At 67.4% G+C, this 15,497-nt stretch carries 15 protein-coding genes and 1 riboswitch; of the genes, 7 read left to right on the top strand and 8 right to left on the bottom strand.

All coding sequences use genetic code 11. From position 1 onward, the window contains the following. Positions 1-12: 12 nt before the first annotated feature. The 5 genes from N788_RS11770 to N788_RS11750 all read left to right on the top strand — a co-directional run bounded on the left by N788_RS11770 (position 13) and on the right by N788_RS11750 (position 4,080). Positions 13-459 carry an ATP-dependent zinc protease family protein gene (locus N788_RS11770; protein WP_034225431.1) on the top strand — a complete coding sequence of 149 codons (447 nt, stop codon included), beginning with the start codon at positions 13-15 and terminating at the stop codon, positions 457-459. Further along, positions 456-1,379 (top strand): 30S ribosomal protein S6--L-glutamate ligase, encoded by a 924-nt coding sequence (rimK, locus tag N788_RS11765; protein WP_034225313.1) that lies wholly within the window; start codon positions 456-458, stop codon positions 1,377-1,379. Before N788_RS11770 ends, rimK begins: the two co-directional genes overlap by 4 nt. Positions 1,380-1,641: 262 nt before the next feature. Then, entirely contained in the window at positions 1,642-2,109 is a 468-nt protein-coding gene (locus N788_RS11760; protein WP_034225312.1) for a hypothetical protein, read from the top strand. A gap of 3 nt (positions 2,110-2,112) precedes the next feature. Then, positions 2,113-2,793, top strand: a complete 681-nt coding sequence (locus N788_RS11755) for a response regulator transcription factor (protein WP_034225311.1) — start codon at positions 2,113-2,115, stop codon at positions 2,791-2,793. A 3-nt stretch (positions 2,794-2,796) separates the two neighbouring features. Then, positions 2,797-4,080: a sensor histidine kinase gene (locus N788_RS11750; protein WP_034225310.1), complete on the top strand. Its 1,284-nt coding sequence runs from the start codon at positions 2,797-2,799 to the stop codon at positions 4,078-4,080. A gap of 78 nt (positions 4,081-4,158) precedes the next feature. On the opposite strand, the gene N788_RS11745 is transcribed toward N788_RS11750, so the two are convergent. The 4 genes from N788_RS11745 to N788_RS11730 all read right to left on the bottom strand — a co-directional run bounded on the left by N788_RS11745 (position 4,159) and on the right by N788_RS11730 (position 7,697). Beyond that, the gene (locus N788_RS11745; protein ID WP_034225309.1) at positions 4,159-5,070 is read right to left on the bottom strand and encodes a branched-chain amino acid transaminase; all 912 of its coding nucleotides are present in this window, start codon (positions 5,068-5,070) and stop codon (positions 4,159-4,161) included. Positions 5,071-5,129: 59 nt separating this feature from the next. Then, complete coding sequence (locus N788_RS14070) at positions 5,130-5,771, bottom strand: DUF4124 domain-containing protein (RefSeq protein WP_051924616.1); 642 nt, start codon at positions 5,769-5,771, stop codon at positions 5,130-5,132. Positions 5,772-5,793: 22 nt separating this feature from the next. After that, positions 5,794-6,618 carry a methylenetetrahydrofolate reductase [NAD(P)H] gene (gene metF / locus N788_RS11735; RefSeq protein ID WP_034225308.1) on the bottom strand — a complete coding sequence of 275 codons (825 nt, stop codon included), beginning with the start codon at positions 6,616-6,618 and terminating at the stop codon, positions 5,794-5,796. A 62-nt stretch (positions 6,619-6,680) separates the two neighbouring features. Continuing rightward, a complete protein-coding gene (locus tag N788_RS11730) occupies positions 6,681-7,697 on the bottom strand; it encodes an amidohydrolase family protein (RefSeq protein WP_051924615.1) in 1,017 nt (338 codons plus the stop codon). A 94-nt stretch (positions 7,698-7,791) separates the two neighbouring features. On the opposite strand from N788_RS11730, the gene N788_RS11725 reads away from it, so the two are divergent. After that, entirely contained in the window at positions 7,792-8,346 is a 555-nt protein-coding gene (locus N788_RS11725) for a DUF3228 family protein (RefSeq protein WP_034225307.1), read from the top strand. On the opposite strand, the gene N788_RS11720 is transcribed toward N788_RS11725, so the two are convergent. After that, on the bottom strand, positions 8,343-9,062 hold the full coding sequence (locus N788_RS11720; protein ID WP_160171927.1) for a TMEM175 family protein: 720 nt from the start codon (positions 9,060-9,062) through the stop codon (positions 8,343-8,345). The genes N788_RS11725 and N788_RS11720 overlap by 4 nt on opposite strands. Before the next feature lie 150 nt (positions 9,063-9,212). Between N788_RS11720 and N788_RS11715 the strand changes: the two genes are divergently transcribed. After that, positions 9,213-10,631 carry a serine hydrolase domain-containing protein gene (locus N788_RS11715; protein WP_160171926.1) on the top strand — a complete coding sequence of 473 codons (1,419 nt, stop codon included), beginning with the start codon at positions 9,213-9,215 and terminating at the stop codon, positions 10,629-10,631. Between the two features lie 30 nt (positions 10,632-10,661). Here the strand turns inward: N788_RS11715 and N788_RS14065 are convergent, their stop codons facing one another. The 3 genes from N788_RS14065 to metK all read right to left on the bottom strand — a co-directional run bounded on the left by N788_RS14065 (position 10,662) and on the right by metK (position 15,314). Continuing rightward, complete coding sequence (locus N788_RS14065; RefSeq protein WP_152560476.1) at positions 10,662-12,098, bottom strand: SMP-30/gluconolactonase/LRE family protein; 1,437 nt, start codon at positions 12,096-12,098, stop codon at positions 10,662-10,664. Positions 12,099-12,349: 251 nt separating this feature from the next. Next, on the bottom strand, positions 12,350-13,786 hold the full coding sequence (ahcY, locus tag N788_RS11705) for an adenosylhomocysteinase (protein ID WP_034225306.1): 1,437 nt from the start codon (positions 13,784-13,786) through the stop codon (positions 12,350-12,352). A gap of 78 nt (positions 13,787-13,864) precedes the next feature. After that, positions 13,865-13,952, bottom strand: a riboswitch (S-adenosyl-L-homocysteine riboswitch). A 147-nt stretch (positions 13,953-14,099) separates the two neighbouring features. Beyond that, positions 14,100-15,314: a methionine adenosyltransferase gene (metK, locus tag N788_RS11700; protein WP_034225305.1), complete on the bottom strand. Its 1,215-nt coding sequence runs from the start codon at positions 15,312-15,314 to the stop codon at positions 14,100-14,102. Positions 15,315-15,497: the final 183 nt, after the last annotated feature.

The raw sequence follows: 15,497 nt of genomic DNA, 5'->3' as shown, positions 1-15,497 counted from the left end.
CTGGAGGACGCCGTGCCGAAATCGCTGCCGCTTGGCTGGCGCGAATGGCTGGCGCTGCCCGATCTGGGCATCACCGCCGTCCGGGCCAAGGTCGACACGGGGGCGCGCAGCTCGTCGCTGCACGTCGAGTCCCAGGAAAGCTTCGAACGCGATGGCGTCGAATGGGTGCGCTTCGTGCTCGATACCGGCCGCTACCACGCGCCCCAGGCACAGGCCGAAGCGCGCGTGCTCGAGCGCCGCAAGGTCACCGACTCGGGCGGCCACCGCAGCGAACGCATCTTCATACGGACCCGTCTGCACCTGGCCGGCCTGGACTGGCTGGCCGAGGTGAACCTGGCCCAGCGCCGCAACATGCTCTTCCCGATGCTGCTGGGGCGCACCGCGCTCGCCGGCCGCTTCGTGGTCGATCCCGCCGCCTCCTTCCTGCAGGGCGAACACGCCCCGGTACCCCCCCAGTGAAATTCGCCATCCTGTCGCGCAACGCCAAGCTCTACTCCACCCAGCGCCTCGCCGAGGCCGCCCGCGAGCGGGGCCACGTCGTGCGCGTGCTCGACCCGCTGCGCTGTTACATGTCCATCGCGCCCGGGCGTTTCCAGATGCGCTACAAGGGCAAGGAGCTGGCCGGCATCGACGCGGTGGTGCCGCGCATCGGCGCCTCGGTCAGCTTCTACGGCACCGCGGTGCTGCGCCAGTTCGAATTGATGGGTGCCTACAGCCCCAATCCGTCCGACGCCATCCTGCGCGCCCGCGACAAGCTGCGCTGCCACCAGATGCTGGCCGGCGAGGGCCTGGGGCTGCCGCTGACGGTGTTCGGCGACAACCCCGACGACACCACCGACCTGATGGGCATGCTGGGCAAGCCCCCGCACGTGATCAAGCTCAACGAAGGCACCCAGGGCAACGGCGTCATCCTGGCCGAAACGACCAGCGCATCGCGCGGCGTCATCGAAGCCTTCCGCGGCCTGTACGCCAACTTCCTGGTGCAGGAGTTCGTGGCCGAAGCCAAGGGCGCCGACCTGCGCTGTTTCGTCGTGGGCGACCGGGTGGTTGCGGCCATGCGCCGCCAGGCCGGGGAGGGCGAGTTCCGGTCCAACCTTCACCGGGGGGGCAGCGCCAGCCCGGTGGAGCTGACCGAGGCCGAAATCGACACCGCCCTGCGGGCGGCCCGGGTGATGGGGCTCGGCGTTGCAGGCGTCGATCTACTGAGGTCGAATTCCGGCCCATTGGTGCTCGAAGTGAACTCATCCCCGGGCCTGGAGGGCATCGAAGCCGCCTCCGGCGTGGACGTGGCCGGCGCCATCGTCGAGTTCACGGCGGGCGGGGTCCTGAGGCCGAGCCGCACCCCCCGTCGGCGGACCCGCGGATTAACCAAAGCGTGAAGCGGATTTAACGAGTCCTTAATACCCTCGCGCCTAGGCTTGCTCGGCCGGTAAACCAGTGGTCCTCCTCGTCAGAGCGGCATCGATGGATTTACGGCAATCGGGGCAGTAAGCAACCTTTCGGCCCGGGTCAGTCGCCAAGGCGCCTCCCGGGCCTTTCTTTGCCCGCGAATCAGGACCTTCGGCTGTTTACATGGCCTTGACGTGTGGTAAGAATCAAACGTTCAACCCCCGATAAGACCCTGCCCTAGGAGACCCCTCGATGAAGAAGACCCTGATTGCCTTCCTGCTGGCCGCCGTGCCGACCTTTGCATTCGCCGCCCAGGAGTCCCAGTTGGCGCTTGCCGAGGGTGACTTCGCCGAACAGCGCGCCGAGATCGAGGAAGACCTCGCCGACGGCAAGACCTACGCGGAAATCAACAACCGCGACCGCGCCGAAGTGCGCGAAGCGCTCGACCGCATTTCCCGTGAACTCGAAGGCGTGGATTCGGTGGCCGAGCTGGCCGAGCCGGCCAAGGTCACCGTTTTCAACGAACAGGAACGCATCAACACCATCCTGACCCAGGCCAAGGCCGACAGCCGCCTGGTCTGCGACCACAGCCGCCCGACCGGCAGCCACCGCCGCGTGACCAAGTGCCAGACCGTCGCCGAGCGTCGACGCCGCATGGAAGCCGACCAGGACCACCTGCAGCGCAACATCCAGAACGGCATCGGTCCGGCGAACAACTGACCCATGCGCATCCTGGTCGTTGAAGACAACCGCGACATCGCCGCCAACCTCGGGGATTACCTCGAGGACCGCGGCCACACGGTCGACTACGCCGCCGACGGCGTCACCGGCCTGCACCTCGCGGTCGTCAACGACTTCGATGCCATCGTCCTGGACCTGAACCTCCCGGGCATGGACGGCCTGGAGGTTTGCCGCAAACTGCGCCAGGAAGGCCGCAAGCAGACCCCGGTGCTGATGCTCACGGCCCGGGACTCGCTGGACAACAAGCTCGAGGGTTTTGATTCAGGCGCCGACGACTACCTGGTCAAACCCTTCGCGCTGCAGGAAGTCGAAGCCCGCCTGGCCGTGCTGGCCAGGCGTGGCAAGGCCGCGCAGCCGCGCGTGCTCAACGTCGCCGACCTCGAATACAACCTCGACACGCTGGAAGTGCGCCGCGGCGGCAAGCTGCTGCAGCTCAACCCGACGGCGCTCAAGATCCTGCAGGCGCTGATGGAATCGTCGCCGTCGGTGGTGACCCGCCAGGAGCTCGAGACCCGCGTCTGGGGCGAAGAACTTCCCGATTCGGATTCGCTGCGCGTGCACATCCACGGCCTGCGGGCCGCCGTGGACAAGCCGTTCGAGAAGGCGCTCATCCAGACCCGGCACGGCATCGGTTACCGCATCGCCGATCCCGACGCGGGCTAGGCCATGCGCTACCGGCGGAGACTCCGCAGCCGGATCATCCTGTCCTTCTTCCTGCTCGGCTTCGGGCTGACGGGCCTGTTCGCCGTGGCGACGGTGCTGCTGCGCGAGCAGCTCGAGGACCAGCTGATCGGCGAGGCCTTGTACGAAAACGTCGGCGACTACGCCGATCAATTCTATGAAAATCCCGATGGCGCCCTGGGACTGCCGTTCGAGAAGATCTGGGGCATCGTCTACAGCAAGCGTCGGTTCGGCAACGTGCCCTTCAATTGGCGCGACCTGCCCGAGGGCGTGCACGAAATCACCGACACCGACCCTCGCGGCCGGACCCGGACCTACAAGCTGGCGGTCAAGAAGGACGACGAACACTGGTTCTTCCTGACCTACGACATCTCCCAGGAACGCACCAGCCAGCAGCAGCTCACCTACGCCCTGGTGGGCGTGGTGGCGCTGTTCTCGGTGCTGTCGCTGGTGATCGGGGTCTGGTCGTCCAAGCGGGTCATCAGCCCGGTGACCGAGCTGGCCCGACGGCTGGAAGGCCTGGCTGGCCGGGAACGACCCGAGAAGCTGGCGCCGCATTTCGCCGAGGACGAGGTCGGGCAACTGGCCGCCGCCCTGGACGACTATGCCGAGCGCATGACCACCATGGTCAAGCGCGACCGCGAATTCAATTCCGACGTCAGCCACGAACTGCGCACGCCGCTGGCGGTGATCAGCGGCGCCGCCGAGTTGCTGCTGGCCAATCCCGACCTGCCCGACAAGATGCGCCAGCGGCTGCTTCGCATCGAGCGTGCCGCCCAGCAATGCACCGACCTCACCACCGCCCTGCTGATGCTGTCGCGCAACGAGCGCGGCACCGGCCATACGCCCCTGGTGAAGCTGTGCCAGCAGCTGGCCGACGCCGCCCGCACCCAGCTCGGCGGCAAGCCGCTGGAAGTGCTGTGCGAGGGCGACGAGCACGCCATGGTCGAAGCGCCCGAGGCGGTGCTGGCGGTCGCCATCGGCAACCTGCTGGGCAATGCCTGCAAATACACCGCCGAGGGTGAAGTGCGCCTGGTGGTGGAAGCCCACCAGGTGCGCATCGAGGACACCGGCCCGGGCCTGAGCGAGGAAGACGCCGCGCGCCTGTTCGAGCGGGGCTATCGCGGTTCAGGCGCCGGCGGCACCGTCGGCGGCGGCATCGGCCTGTCCATCGTGCGTCGCCTGTGCGAACTCTATGGCTGGGAAGTGAGCATCGCGCCGCGCCCGGAACGGGGCGCCGTCGCCATCCTGCGCTTCACCGACGACTAATCCCATTGTGGGAGGGACTTCAGTCCCGAAGCTCTTTGAGCCAGAAGCTTCGGGACTGAAGTCCCTCCCACAGGGGCCTCAGACCTTCTCGAGCCAGCCGTGTTTGTCGGGCGTGGCGCCGTCGAAGAGGCCGAAGAACAGGTCCTGGATGCGCCGCGTGACCGGGCCCGGTTTGCCGTTGCCGACCGGGCGGCCGTCGACGCTGCGGATGGGCGTGATCTCGGCGGCGGTGCCGCACATGAAGAGCTCGTCGCACAGGTAGAGGTACTCGCGCGGCATGTCGCGCTCGACCACGTCCAGGCCGGCGTCGCGCGCCAGGGTCATCAGCGAATTGCGGGTGATGCCATTGAGCAGCGCCGCGCTGACCGGCGTGGTGTGCAGCGCGCCGTCGAAGACCAGGAACAGGTTTTCGCCCGCGCCCTCGCTGAGCAGGCCGGTCGAGGCCAGGGCGATGCCTTCGCCGAAGCCGAGCCGCCGCGCCTCGCGCGCGACCAGCTGGCCGTTGAGGTAGTTGCCGCCGGCCTTGGCGCCGGCCGGGATGGTGTTGGGCGCGAAGCGCTGCCAGCTCGAGACGCAGGCGTCGATGCCGGTTTCAAGCACTTCCGGGCCCAGGTAGGGGCCCATGTGCCAGGCGGCGATGGCCACGTCCACCGGCGTTTCCGCCGACAGGCCGAAGCCACCCAGGCCGCGGTAGGCGATCGGGCGAAGGTAGGCCTTTTCCAGGCCGTTGGCGCGGATGACGTCGCGGCAGCCCTGGGCCAGGGTGTCGAGGTCGTAGGGCACCGCCATGTCGTAGATCTTCGCCGAGGCGTAAAGACGCTTCAGGTGCTCGGTAAGCCGGAAGATGGCCTGGCCCTGCGGCGTGGCGTAGCTGCGGATGCCTTCGAACACCGAACTGCCGTAGTGCAGGCCGTGCGCCATGACGTGCACCGTGGCCTCGGCCCAGGGCTTGATGTGGCCGTTGTGCCAGATGTGTTCGGGGTAGTTCATGGGCGGGCTCCTGGGCGAAGCCGGCATTCTAGCCGTGCCGCCCTGGCCCGGTGTGTGCGCTATAGCTCGATCCACCAGCAGCCGGCATGGCGACGGAGCAGGAAATCGGTGCGCACGGCGCCGGGGTCGGTGGCGCTGCTGGCCTGTTCGATGCGCAGGGCCTCGGGGCGGCGCGGTCTCGTCGTCGGGCTTGCCTCCGCCGGGTTGGCGGGGAGCGCCTCCGGCACGGCCGTCTGCGGCTGCGAGGCGGCGCCGGGACCGAAGTCGAAGCCCTCGGGCAGGGCCGCGGGCGGCTGCGGGAAAACGAAGTCGATGGCCATCAGCGGGCGGGCAGCGATGCGCTCGAGTTCGTCCATCAGGTAGCGGCCGCCCCGCGCGCTGGTGCCAGCCCAGTGGTAGTGGGTGGCCAGGCGATTGACGTCGCGGGCTTCGAGCGCGCCGCGCACGCCCAGCAGCAGCGCATCGAGGCTGCGGGCGCAGCCCGGCGCCACGGTGCCGGTGCCGGTCGTGAAACCCTGGGCCGAGACCGCGGCCGGACGGGTCGGGGCCTGGCGTTCGACGGCCCCGAGGGACTGGCAGGGCTGGTCGCTGTACACGCTGCGGCCGTCCGGGCCGACGCAGCGGAATACGGTCTGCGCCGCCGCGTCCAACGGCGCGAACAGCAGGGCGGCAAGCAGCAGCAGCGGCGCGATGCGGGGCATGCCGCGCAGCCTAGCGCCAAACTCAGCCCAGGCGCGACAGCACGGCTTCGGTCGGCCGGGCCAGGTTCAGCGTATAGAAGTGCAGTTCGGGTGCGCCGCCCTCGACCAGGCGCCGGCACATCGCGGCCACGGCATCGGCGGCGAATTCGCGGATGCTGTCGGCGTCGTCCCCGTAGGCCTGCATGCGCTTGGCCATCCAGCGCGGGATTTCCGCGCCGCAGGCTTCGGAGAAGCGGCGCAGCTGGCTGAAATTAGAGATCGGCATGATGCCCGGGATGATCGGGATGTCGATGCCGCCGGCGCGCATGTCCTCGACGAAGCGGAAATAAGCGTCGGCGTTGAAGAAATACTGGGTGATGGCCGAATCGGCGCCGGCCGCGACCTTGGCCTTGAAGTTGCGCAGGTCCGACAGGGCGCACTCGGCCTGGGGGTGGGTTTCCGGGTAGCAGCCCACTTCGATGCGGAAGTGGTCGCCGTGGGTCTCCCGGATGAAGGCCACCAGGTCGGCGGCGTAGCGGAACTCGCCGGCCCGGGCCATGCCCGAGGGCAGGTCGCCGCGCAGGGCGACGATGCGGGTGCAGCCCATGGCCTTGTAGGTGTCGAGCAGTTCGCCGAGCTCGGCGCGGGTGCCGCCCACGCAGCTCAGGTGCGGCACGGCGTCCAGGCCATGGTGGGCGCGCAGCCCACGCACGGTTTCGGGGGTGTAGCTGAGCGTCGAGCCGCCGGCGCCGAAGGTGACCGACACGAACTCGGGCGAGCGCGGCTTGAGCTTGCGCACCGTGCGCTCGAGCTGGGCGCGTTGGTCGTCGTTCTTGGGCGGGTAGAACTCGAGGCTGATGGCGGTCATGGACGCAGGTTCGGGCGGGCCTGCGGCCGACTATATCCTTTCATCCGGATGAATGTGAAGTATTATTCCCCGTCCGGTAACGGCGCATGGTCGGCGGCGATTTCTTCCGGGGTCAGGCGCAGGAAGCGTGCTGCGTTGTTGTAGAGGATGTCGCGCTTCTGCGTCTGGCTCAGGAACGGCGCCTGGTTGATCGAATCGATGGACGCGCCGATGGCGCCCGGCCAGTACATCAGGTCGCTGCCGAACAGGATGCGCTTGCCCATGCCTGCGTCGACCAGGCGCTTGAGGTGGTCATGGAACTGCGCACGCGGCAGGAACGCGACGTTGCTCGAAACGTCTACGTACAGCTGCGGATAGGTGAACATCATCGCGATCATTTCATCCACCAGCGGGGAGCCGTAGTGCATGACGTAGAGGCGCATGCGCGGGTGCTTGCGCAGCACGGGTTCGAGCAGCAGCGGTGACCCCATCGCTACCCGGTAGGTCTCGTAGCCGGGGAAGCGGGCGCCTGCAGGCGGCCCTTCCCCCAGGTGCAGGCCCACCGGGATGTCCAGCTCCTCGGCCAAGGCGAAGTAGGGGGCATAGCGTTCGTCGGTGGGGGGATGGCCGCGGTACTGGAGATAGCCCTCGCCCAGCACGGCGAGCTGGCCGGCGGCGTGCAGGGCGCGCAGCTCCTCGATGGTCAGGTCCTGGCGCTTGCCGAAGCCGACGCCGGGCAGGTACAGCCCGGGGGCCTGGGCGCGCCAGGTGGCGACGTTTTCGACACTGCCTTCGATGACGGCGCGGCGGACGTTGTGCCGGCGGAACGCGGCCAGGGATTCGTGCATCAGCGCCGCATCGTCGGCGGGCGCCGGCATCGACTGTTCGCAACCGCCCAGGAGGTCGGGGCTGAACTCGTCGCGGGGGTCCAGGGTGGGTGCCGGCATGCCCTGGTCGCCGGCACAGGCACCCGTGCCCGGCGGCACTTCCAGCGCGAAGGCATGGGCATGCATGTCGATCACCGGTTCGGCACCGGCGGCGCCGAAGACGGGGCTTGCGAGCAACAGCAGGGGCAGGAGCAGGGTATGCGCGACGTTCATGGCGGGGCTTTCCTTCGGGCGTCCCCAGGGGAACGCGAAATGCGGGCCGCTCCGGCAGCCGTTACCCTGTGGCCCTCTTGAACGGGTGCCACCCATGACCATCGCCATGACCGACTTCGCCCGCCGCCGCCTGTTCCCCGGCGACGGCCGCCGCACCGCCATCCAGGACATCACGGCCGAGGCCTTCGTCGAGCACCTCAACCGCGAGGCGCCCGAGGTCGTGTTGCCCGGTTACGCACCCTTCTGCCAGCTGCACGTGCACCGCAACTGGACCTCGACCCGCTGCTCGGCCATCCCCATCACCCCGGACAACCGCCACCAGCTGCGCAGCGCCTACGAGGCCCGCACGCCGGCCGAACTGCCGGTGCTGGTGCGCTGGTTCGAAGGCCTGGAGCCACCGGTGGCCAATTGCCTGGTGCCCATCCTCTACGACCGCGATCAGCTGGCGAAGGAGGGCACCGCCATCGACGCCGACTGGGGCATCGTCGGCTGCCTGTACACGATGGAGCCGGCCGAAATCCCGATGGTGCCGATCACCATGCTGCGCAACGCGCTGGGCGTGGAGGAGGGCGGCAGCGGGGTGCCGATCGATCGCGCGGCCTACAAGCGCGCCGTCGCCTTCTGGGACACCCACGCCAACTGGCGTTAGCCGGTCGGCAGCCGGGCCACCTGGCGCTTGAACACCCGCCAACGCACGAACTGGAATACGAACAGCGAGAACAGGATGTAGCCCGGCAGGCCCAGCCACTGCCCCGTTTGCAGGGCCGGTGGCATGAAAGTGGCGAGCAGGAAGGACAGCCCGCAGAAACCCGCCACGACCCACCAGTTGCTGCGATGGTGGCGGGCAAGCAGGCGCTCGAGCGCGGAAAGACCGAGCTTGTCGGCCAGGCGCAAGGCGCGACCGAACAACATGGCCACCAGCATCGCCATCGTGCCGTAGCCCACGGCGAAAACCTGGAACATCAGCAACAGGTCGGTGTCGGCCTGCAGCGTGAAACTGGCCGGCAACCAGCCGCCACTGATGGCGTGGAAGAACGCGCTGAACACCATCTTCAGCGGGTACACGAAGATCAAAAGCACCAGCACCAGGAACAGGCTGATGCGGTCCGAGACCTCCTCGTCGATGCCGAACCAGCGACTCCACCGGGCGTGCGTTGACCAGAACTGTGCGATCAGGTTGAAGCTGAGCACGTAGGTGGGGATCTGCTTCAGGGCCACCGTCAGTTCTTCAACGCTGGCCGGCACGGCGTCCACCGAGATCACCAGCAGCGTCAGCGCGAACGCGAATGACGCGTCCACGAAGGCTTCCAGCCGAGTGACCTTGTCGCCGCGGTCGATGCCGACGGTTTTCAGGGGTGAGCCCATGCCTTCGCCGTACGCCAAGCCAGGGGCAACGCTAACACGCGGCCCGGGATGCCGCCTGGCCTGGCGGTGTCTTGCGGCACGGGGTGGCCCGGCTTGGACTGGGTATGCTGGGCATCGAACGGCGAACCTCGCCAGGGAAGGTGCAAAGCCATGAAACCGGGTAACCAGGCGACATCGCAAGCGGGCAACGGACGAGCCTGCCGCTGGCTTGCGGCCTGCGTTCTGTCGCTCGCCGTCGGCCACGTGCAGGCCGACGACGTGGACGAGCTGATGGCCACGATGATGGCCGTCCATCGCATTCCCGGACTACAGCTGGCGGTGGTGAAGAACGGCAAGCTGGTCAAGTCGGCGAGCTACGGCGTGGCCAACCTGCAGGATTCGGTGGCCGTGCACGACGACACGGTGTTCACCATCAACTCGATGACCAAGGGCTTTGCCGGCGTGGCGGTGATGCAGCTGGTGGAGCAGGGCAAGGTTGATCTTGCCGGCCCCATCGGCGATTACGTGTCGGACCTGCCCGCCCCCTGGAGGCCGATCACAGTGCAGCAGTTGTTGAGCCATACCTCCGGCCTGCCCGACATCATGGGCGAAGCCGGCTACTTCATCCCGATCGCCGGGGCCGAGGCCGCGTGGCAAGCCGTCCAGCTGGAGCCGCTGGAATTCCCGGCCAATACCCGGTTCCGCTACAACCAGACCAATTACCTGCTGATCGGAAAACTGATCCAGAACGTCGCCGGCCAGCCGTTCACCGATTTCATCGTTGAAAACCAGCTGCGCAAGGCGGCCATGCCCCGCACCGAAGCGGCGGGATTCGCGCATTTCCAGGGCGTGGTGCCGGGGCAGGCGCGGGGTTATACCTACGACATCACCGGCGACCTGAGCACGGTCTATTCCGAGTTCCCGCCCAGCCTGCGCCTGGCCGCGGGCATGAGCTCCAGCGCCACCGAGCTGGCGCAGTGGGTGATGGCCCTGCAGGCCGGCGACGTGTTCGCGCAGCCAGGGAGTTTGGAGCTGCTGTGGACCCCGGCCCGGCTGGCCGATGGCAACACCGCCGGCTTCAGCCGTTTCATCAATGGCTACGCGGTGGGTTGGCAGGTGGTTGACCGCGCCGACCACCCGGCCGTGGCCCTGGTGGGCGGCAACCGGGCCGCGCTGCTGGTCTATCCCGAAGACGACCTGGCGATCGTCGTGCTGACCAACCTGATGGGTGCCTCGCCGGAAACCTTCATTGATGCCATCGCCGGGCATTACATCGCGGGCATGGAATCGATCAACGGTGTCGCCGTCGCCGCCGACGTGCTGGCCGAGTACGCGGGTGAATATGCCTTCGCCAACTTTTCGATCACCGTCACCGTGCAGGGGCAGGGCCTGTCGCTGCTGGCCTCGGGTGAGGGGCAGGAGGCGTTCCCGGTGTTCGCCCGCAGCGACAACGAGTTTTTCGCCAAGGTCATCGACGCCAGTTTCCTGTTCCAGCGCGACGACGACGGCCAGGTGCGCGGCCTGCTGTTCCGGCAGGGTGGCAACGACATGCAGGCCACCCGGGTGCGCCCCGGCCGCGCGGGACGCTGAGCCCCGGTCGCGGCCAGGGGCCTGTGCTGGTCAGGGCGTCGGCGTGCCTGCTGCCTCGAGCTTGACGAGCGCGTTGCCCAGGCCGGTCACATAGGCCGGCTGGCCGTCGGGAGAAAGGATCATCCCGGTCACCAGGCCAGGCATCGACGACCACATGTCGGGCCCGAACAAGGGCAGGCGGGGTTCGCCAAGATCCGTGCGGCGTTCCCATTCCACCATCATCCGGGCATAGGCCTCGGCCTGCGGGTGAAAGGCGGTGGTCCATTCCCCGGACTGGGTATCCACGACGTAGAGGGCATTGCCCACGGGCGACGCGACCCACAGGCGACCCCTGCCGTCGAGTTCGATGTTGTCCGGGGTGCGCAGGCTGGCCAGCACCCGGCGTTCACCCAGCTCGCCCGTGGCGGCCGAGAGCGGGAAGTGGATGATGCGGTTGCCCATGGTTTCGGCGACATAGATCTGGTCCGCGGCCTCGTCGATGGCCAGGCCATTGGCGAAGTTCAGGTCCGAGGCCTTGAGTTCGGCCACCGGCGCGCTGCCTGAGGTGGCCGGCGCGATGCGGAACAGCGCGCCATCCCGGGGCGCTTCGTTGACCGCCGCGAACATGCGCGCTTCCGAATCCGGTGGCTGGTTGCGGGTGGACTGGGTGAACCAGAGGGCGCCCGTGCTGTCGCGGCGGGCGGCATTGACGCCGAACTCGTGCTGGTAGGCGCGGGTGACGTCCTGGTTGCGCGTGTCCACGCGCCAGATCGCGCCGGTGAAGATATCGGCCACCAGCACGTGCACGCCGTCGGGCTCCAGGGCCACGCCGTTGGGCCCGGCGGCATGCGCCGGCGGTGCGTGCCGGTAGCCGGCTTCAGCGAACCGCCCGAAGGGCTGCTTCTTGCCCTGGGTATCCAGCGACACCAGGCCATGGGCCTGGTCGGCCACCAGCAATCGCCCGTCGGCGAGGATGACGCCGTCTTCCGGGCGCACCAGCGAACCGTCCTGCGGGAAGCTGCCGGCGTTCTGCAGGCGCGGCGGCGCCGGGTGTTTCACCTCGACCCGCAGCAAGCGGATGGTGACGTCTTCGCTGAGGTTGGTGGGCGAGTGCGGCGCCTCCGGGCCCTTCCACATCGTCAGCGGCAGCTTCATTGGCGCCGGCGCCTGCCGCGAATCGAAGATCAGTTGGCCCTTGGCATCGTGGTCGGTGAAATGCCCGGCCGACTGGATGTGCAGCACGCTGGGCCAGCGGTGCGAATGCAGCGGCTCCACCTCGCCCGGGGCGAGCGTCACCGAAAGCACGCGCACGGTGTCGTTTTCCAGCAGGACTTCGTGGTTGTCCGGGGCCGCGACGACCGCGTCCAGTTCAGCTGGCCAGTCGGCGGGATTGCCGGTGGCGTAGCGGGGCTCGGCGGCCAGGGACTGCGCGGATCCGAACGGGGTAGTAGCCAGGGCGATGGCCATGGCAAGACAAGCGGTTTTCATGCGCGGATCCTTCTTCGGGAGATGGACGGCAACGCCGGGTTCAGGCAACCGGCCATTCCACATGGAACGGCGGAACTGCTGCTGGTCGCTTGCACTGGCCTCGTTAGGTGCCTCATACGTAGGAACAGGTCGCTCCACGAAGGAAGACGGCAAAACCTACATTCACAGGCCGTGCGGCCGCCCAAAAAGAACGGGCGCCCCGAGGCGCCCGTCCGTTCCACTCTGTAGGAGCGCCTTCAGGCGCGAATCCCTTAGTAGCGGTAATGCTCCGGCTTGTACGGCCCTTCCTTGGCCACGCCCAGGTATTCCGCCTGTTCGGTGGTCAGGGTGGTCAGCTTCACGCCGATCTTCTCAAGGTGCAGACGCGCCACCTCCTCGTCCAGCTTCTTGGGCAGGATGTAGACCTTCGGCTCGTAGCTTTCCTTGTTCGCCCACAGCTCGATCTGGGCCAGGGTCTGGTTGGCGAAGGAGTTGGACATGACGAAGCTGGGGTGGCCGGTGGCGCAGCCCAGGTTCACCAGGCGGCCTTCGGCCAGCAGGAAGATCGAGTTGCCGTTGTCGAAGGTGAACTTGTCGACCTGCGGCTTGATGTTGGTCTTCTTGGCGCCCGAGTTGTACAGCGCATCCACCTGGATTTCGTTGTCGAAGTGGCCGATGTTGCAGACGATGGCCTGGTCCTTCATGGCCTTCATGTGCTCGAGCGTCAGCACGTCCTTGTTGCCGGTAGTGGTGACGTAGATGTCGCCACGGCCCAGGGTCGATTCAACGGTGTTGACCTCGAAGCCTTCCATGGACGCCTGCAGGGCGCAGATCGGATCGATCTCGGTGACCACCACGCGGGCACCGTAGGCGCGCAGCGAATGGGCCGAACCCTTGCCGACGTCGCCGTAACCGCAGACCACGGCCACCTTGCCGGCCAGCATCACGTCCATCGCGCGCTTGAGGCCGTCGGCCAGCGACTCGCGGCAGCCGTAGAGGTTGTCGAACTTGGACTTGGTGACCGAGTCGTTGACGTTGATGGCCGGCACCAGCAGCTTGCCGGCTTCGGCCAGCTGGTAGAGGCGGTGTACGCCAGTGGTGGTTTCTTCGGAAACACCCTTCCAGTCCTTGACCACGGTGGTCCAGAAACCCGGGCGCTCGCGGGCGACGCGCTTGAGCAGGTTCTTGATCACCTGCTCTTCGTGGCTGGCGCCCTTGGTGTTGACCCAGCTGTCGTCGCCCTTCTCGAGCTCGTAGCCCTTGTGGATGAGCAGGGTGACGTCGCCGCCATCGTCCACGACCATCTGCGGGCCGAGGAAACCGCCCTTGCCGTCCGGGAAGGACAGGGCGTCGAGGGTGCAGTCCCAATACTCTTCCAGGGTCTCGCCCTTCCAGGCGAACACCGGGGTGCCGGTCTGGGCGATGGCCGCCGCGGCGTGGTCCTGGGTGGAGAAGATGTTGCAGGACGCCCAGCGCACGTCGGCGCCGATGTCCTTGAGGGTTTCGATCAGCACGGCCGTCTGGATGGTCATGTGCAGCGAGCCGGTGACCCGAACGCCCTTGAGCGGGGCGTCCTTGGCGTACTTGCGGCGGATGGACATCAGGCCCGGCATCTCGTGCTCGGCGATGTCGATTTCCTTGCGGCCCCAATCGGCCAGGGACAGGTCGGCGACCTTGAAGTCGTGCTTGAGGGGAGTGACAGCGTTCATGGGTTGAAGCTCCGTCGTTATCGAGAGGCCCAGGGCAACCCCTGTGGGAGGGGCTTCAGCCCCGAAGGCTCGTCTCAAAGTTAACGGGCGCGGTTGTACGGGAACCTTCGCCGAGCCTGATCCCTTGCCCCCTTGCGGGGCCGGGCTTGCAGCGCCCCTCGGCGGGGTGGGCCCCGGGGGGCCGGCCGGCATTATATCGTTGTCTCGCGATGGGGGGATGAATGCAGCCGGTTCTGGCATGAAAACGGGCCGCTTTCGCGGCCCGTTTTGGTCACAAGATTCGCGCCTGAAGGCGCTCCTACAGGGATGCCGGTTACTTCTTGAGGCCGGCGGCCTTGCGCAGGCCTTCGGCCTTGTCGGTCTTCTCCCACGAGAACGCCGTGGCGGTGTGCTTCTTGCCCTTGGCGTCGGTGTAGGTGATCTGCTTGGGCTTGCGGCCGAAGTGGCCGTAGGCCGCGGTGAGGCGGTAGATCGGGTGCAGCAGGTCGAGCATCTTCATGATGCCGTAGGGGCGCAGGTCGAAGTGCTGGCGGATCAGCTTCTCGATCTTCTCGTCGCTGATCTTGCCGGTGCCGAAGGTGGTGACCGAGATGGAGGTCGGCTCGGCCACGCCAATCGCGTAGGACACCTGCACTTCGCACTTGTCGGCCAGGCCGGCGGCGACCACGTTCTTGGCGACGTAACGCGCGGCGTAGGCGGCCGAACGGTCGACCTTGGACGGGTCCTTGCCGCTGAACGCGCCGCCGCCGTGGCGGGCCATGCCGCCGTAGGTGTCGACGATGATCTTGCGGCCGGTCAGGCCGGCGTCGCCCACCGGGCCGCCGATCTCGAACTTGCCGGTCGGGTTGATGTGGATCTTCGACTTCGGCAGCGCCTTGAGCCACGCCTTGGGCAGCACCGGCTCGAGGATGTGCTTCATCACGCCCGCCACCAGGTCCTTCTGCTTCACGCCCGGCTCGTGCTGGGTCGAAAGCACGACGGCGTCGAGGCCGACGATCTTGTTGCCGTCGTAGCGCAGGGTCACCTGGCTCTTGGCGTCCGGGCGCAGCCACTTGAGCTTGCCGGACTTGCGCACCTTGGCCTGCTGTTCGACCAGCCGGTGGGCATAATAGATCGGGGCCGGCATGTATTCCGGCGCCTCGTTGCAGGCGTAGCCGAACATCAGGCCCTGGTCGCCGGCGCCCTGTTCCTCAGGCTTCTTGCGGTCCACGCCCTGGGCGATGTGCGGCGACTGCTTGCCGATCATGTTGACGATGGCGCAGGTGTGGCCGTCGAAGCCGACGTTCGAGTTGTCGTAGCCGATGTCGTTGATGACCTTGCGGGTCAGGTCCTCGATGTCCACCCAGGCGGTGGTGGTGATCTCGCCGGCGACGATCGCGGCGCCCGTCTTCACCAGAGTTTCGCAGGCAACGCGGGCATGCGGGTCCTGGGTCAGGATCGCGTCCAGCACGGCATCGGAAATCTGGTCGGCGAGCTTGTCCGGGTGGCCTTCGGAAACCGACTCGGAGGTGAAGAGGTAGCTGGACATTCGGGCTTATATCCTTTGATTGCGATGAAAGGATGGATGAAGGGGCGAGATGATACATGCTCTGGCCCCGGGGTGCATCCTGCCGGCCGCGCCGTTTCCGCAGCGTTAAGCCCCGGGCTTGGCCCTGGCGGGGGAGGGGGGTAGGGTCGGGTCTGCCACCCCCGGCCACATGAGGAATACCCC

The organism is Arenimonas donghaensis DSM 18148 = HO3-R19 (genome assembly GCF_000743535.1).
Classification (GTDB): Bacteria; Pseudomonadota; Gammaproteobacteria; order Xanthomonadales; family Xanthomonadaceae; genus Arenimonas; species Arenimonas donghaensis.
The sequence above is the reverse complement of the archived record's forward strand: the minus strand, read 5'-3'. Positions and strand labels throughout refer to the sequence as shown.

Excerpts from the sequence above, each read along its gene's own strand:
- N788_RS11760 (WP_034225312.1), top strand. The coding sequence starts at position 1,642 with ATGAAGAAGACCCTGATTGCCTTCCTGCTGGCCGCCGTGCCGACCTTT.
- N788_RS11755 (WP_034225311.1), top strand. The coding sequence starts at position 2,113 with ATGCGCATCCTGGTCGTTGAAGACAACCGCGACATCGCCGCCAACCTC.
- N788_RS11750 (WP_034225310.1), top strand. The coding sequence starts at position 2,797 with ATGCGCTACCGGCGGAGACTCCGCAGCCGGATCATCCTGTCCTTCTTC.
- N788_RS11745 (WP_034225309.1), bottom strand. The coding sequence starts at position 5,070 with ATGAACTACCCCGAACACATCTGGCACAACGGCCACATCAAGCCCTGG.
- N788_RS14070 (WP_051924616.1), bottom strand. The coding sequence starts at position 5,771 with ATGCCCCGCATCGCGCCGCTGCTGCTGCTTGCCGCCCTGCTGTTCGCG.
- metF (WP_034225308.1), bottom strand. The coding sequence starts at position 6,618 with ATGACCGCCATCAGCCTCGAGTTCTACCCGCCCAAGAACGACGACCAA.
- N788_RS11730 (WP_051924615.1), bottom strand. The coding sequence starts at position 7,697 with ATGAACGTCGCGCATACCCTGCTCCTGCCCCTGCTGTTGCTCGCAAGC.
- N788_RS11725 (WP_034225307.1), top strand. The coding sequence starts at position 7,792 with ATGACCATCGCCATGACCGACTTCGCCCGCCGCCGCCTGTTCCCCGGC.
- N788_RS11720 (WP_160171927.1), bottom strand. The coding sequence starts at position 9,062 with ATGGGCTCACCCCTGAAAACCGTCGGCATCGACCGCGGCGACAAGGTC.
- N788_RS11715 (WP_160171926.1), top strand. The coding sequence starts at position 9,213 with ATGAAACCGGGTAACCAGGCGACATCGCAAGCGGGCAACGGACGAGCC.
- N788_RS14065 (WP_152560476.1), bottom strand. The coding sequence starts at position 12,098 with ATGAAAACCGCTTGTCTTGCCATGGCCATCGCCCTGGCTACTACCCCG.
- ahcY (WP_034225306.1), bottom strand. The coding sequence starts at position 13,786 with ATGAACGCTGTCACTCCCCTCAAGCACGACTTCAAGGTCGCCGACCTG.
- metK (WP_034225305.1), bottom strand. The coding sequence starts at position 15,314 with ATGTCCAGCTACCTCTTCACCTCCGAGTCGGTTTCCGAAGGCCACCCG.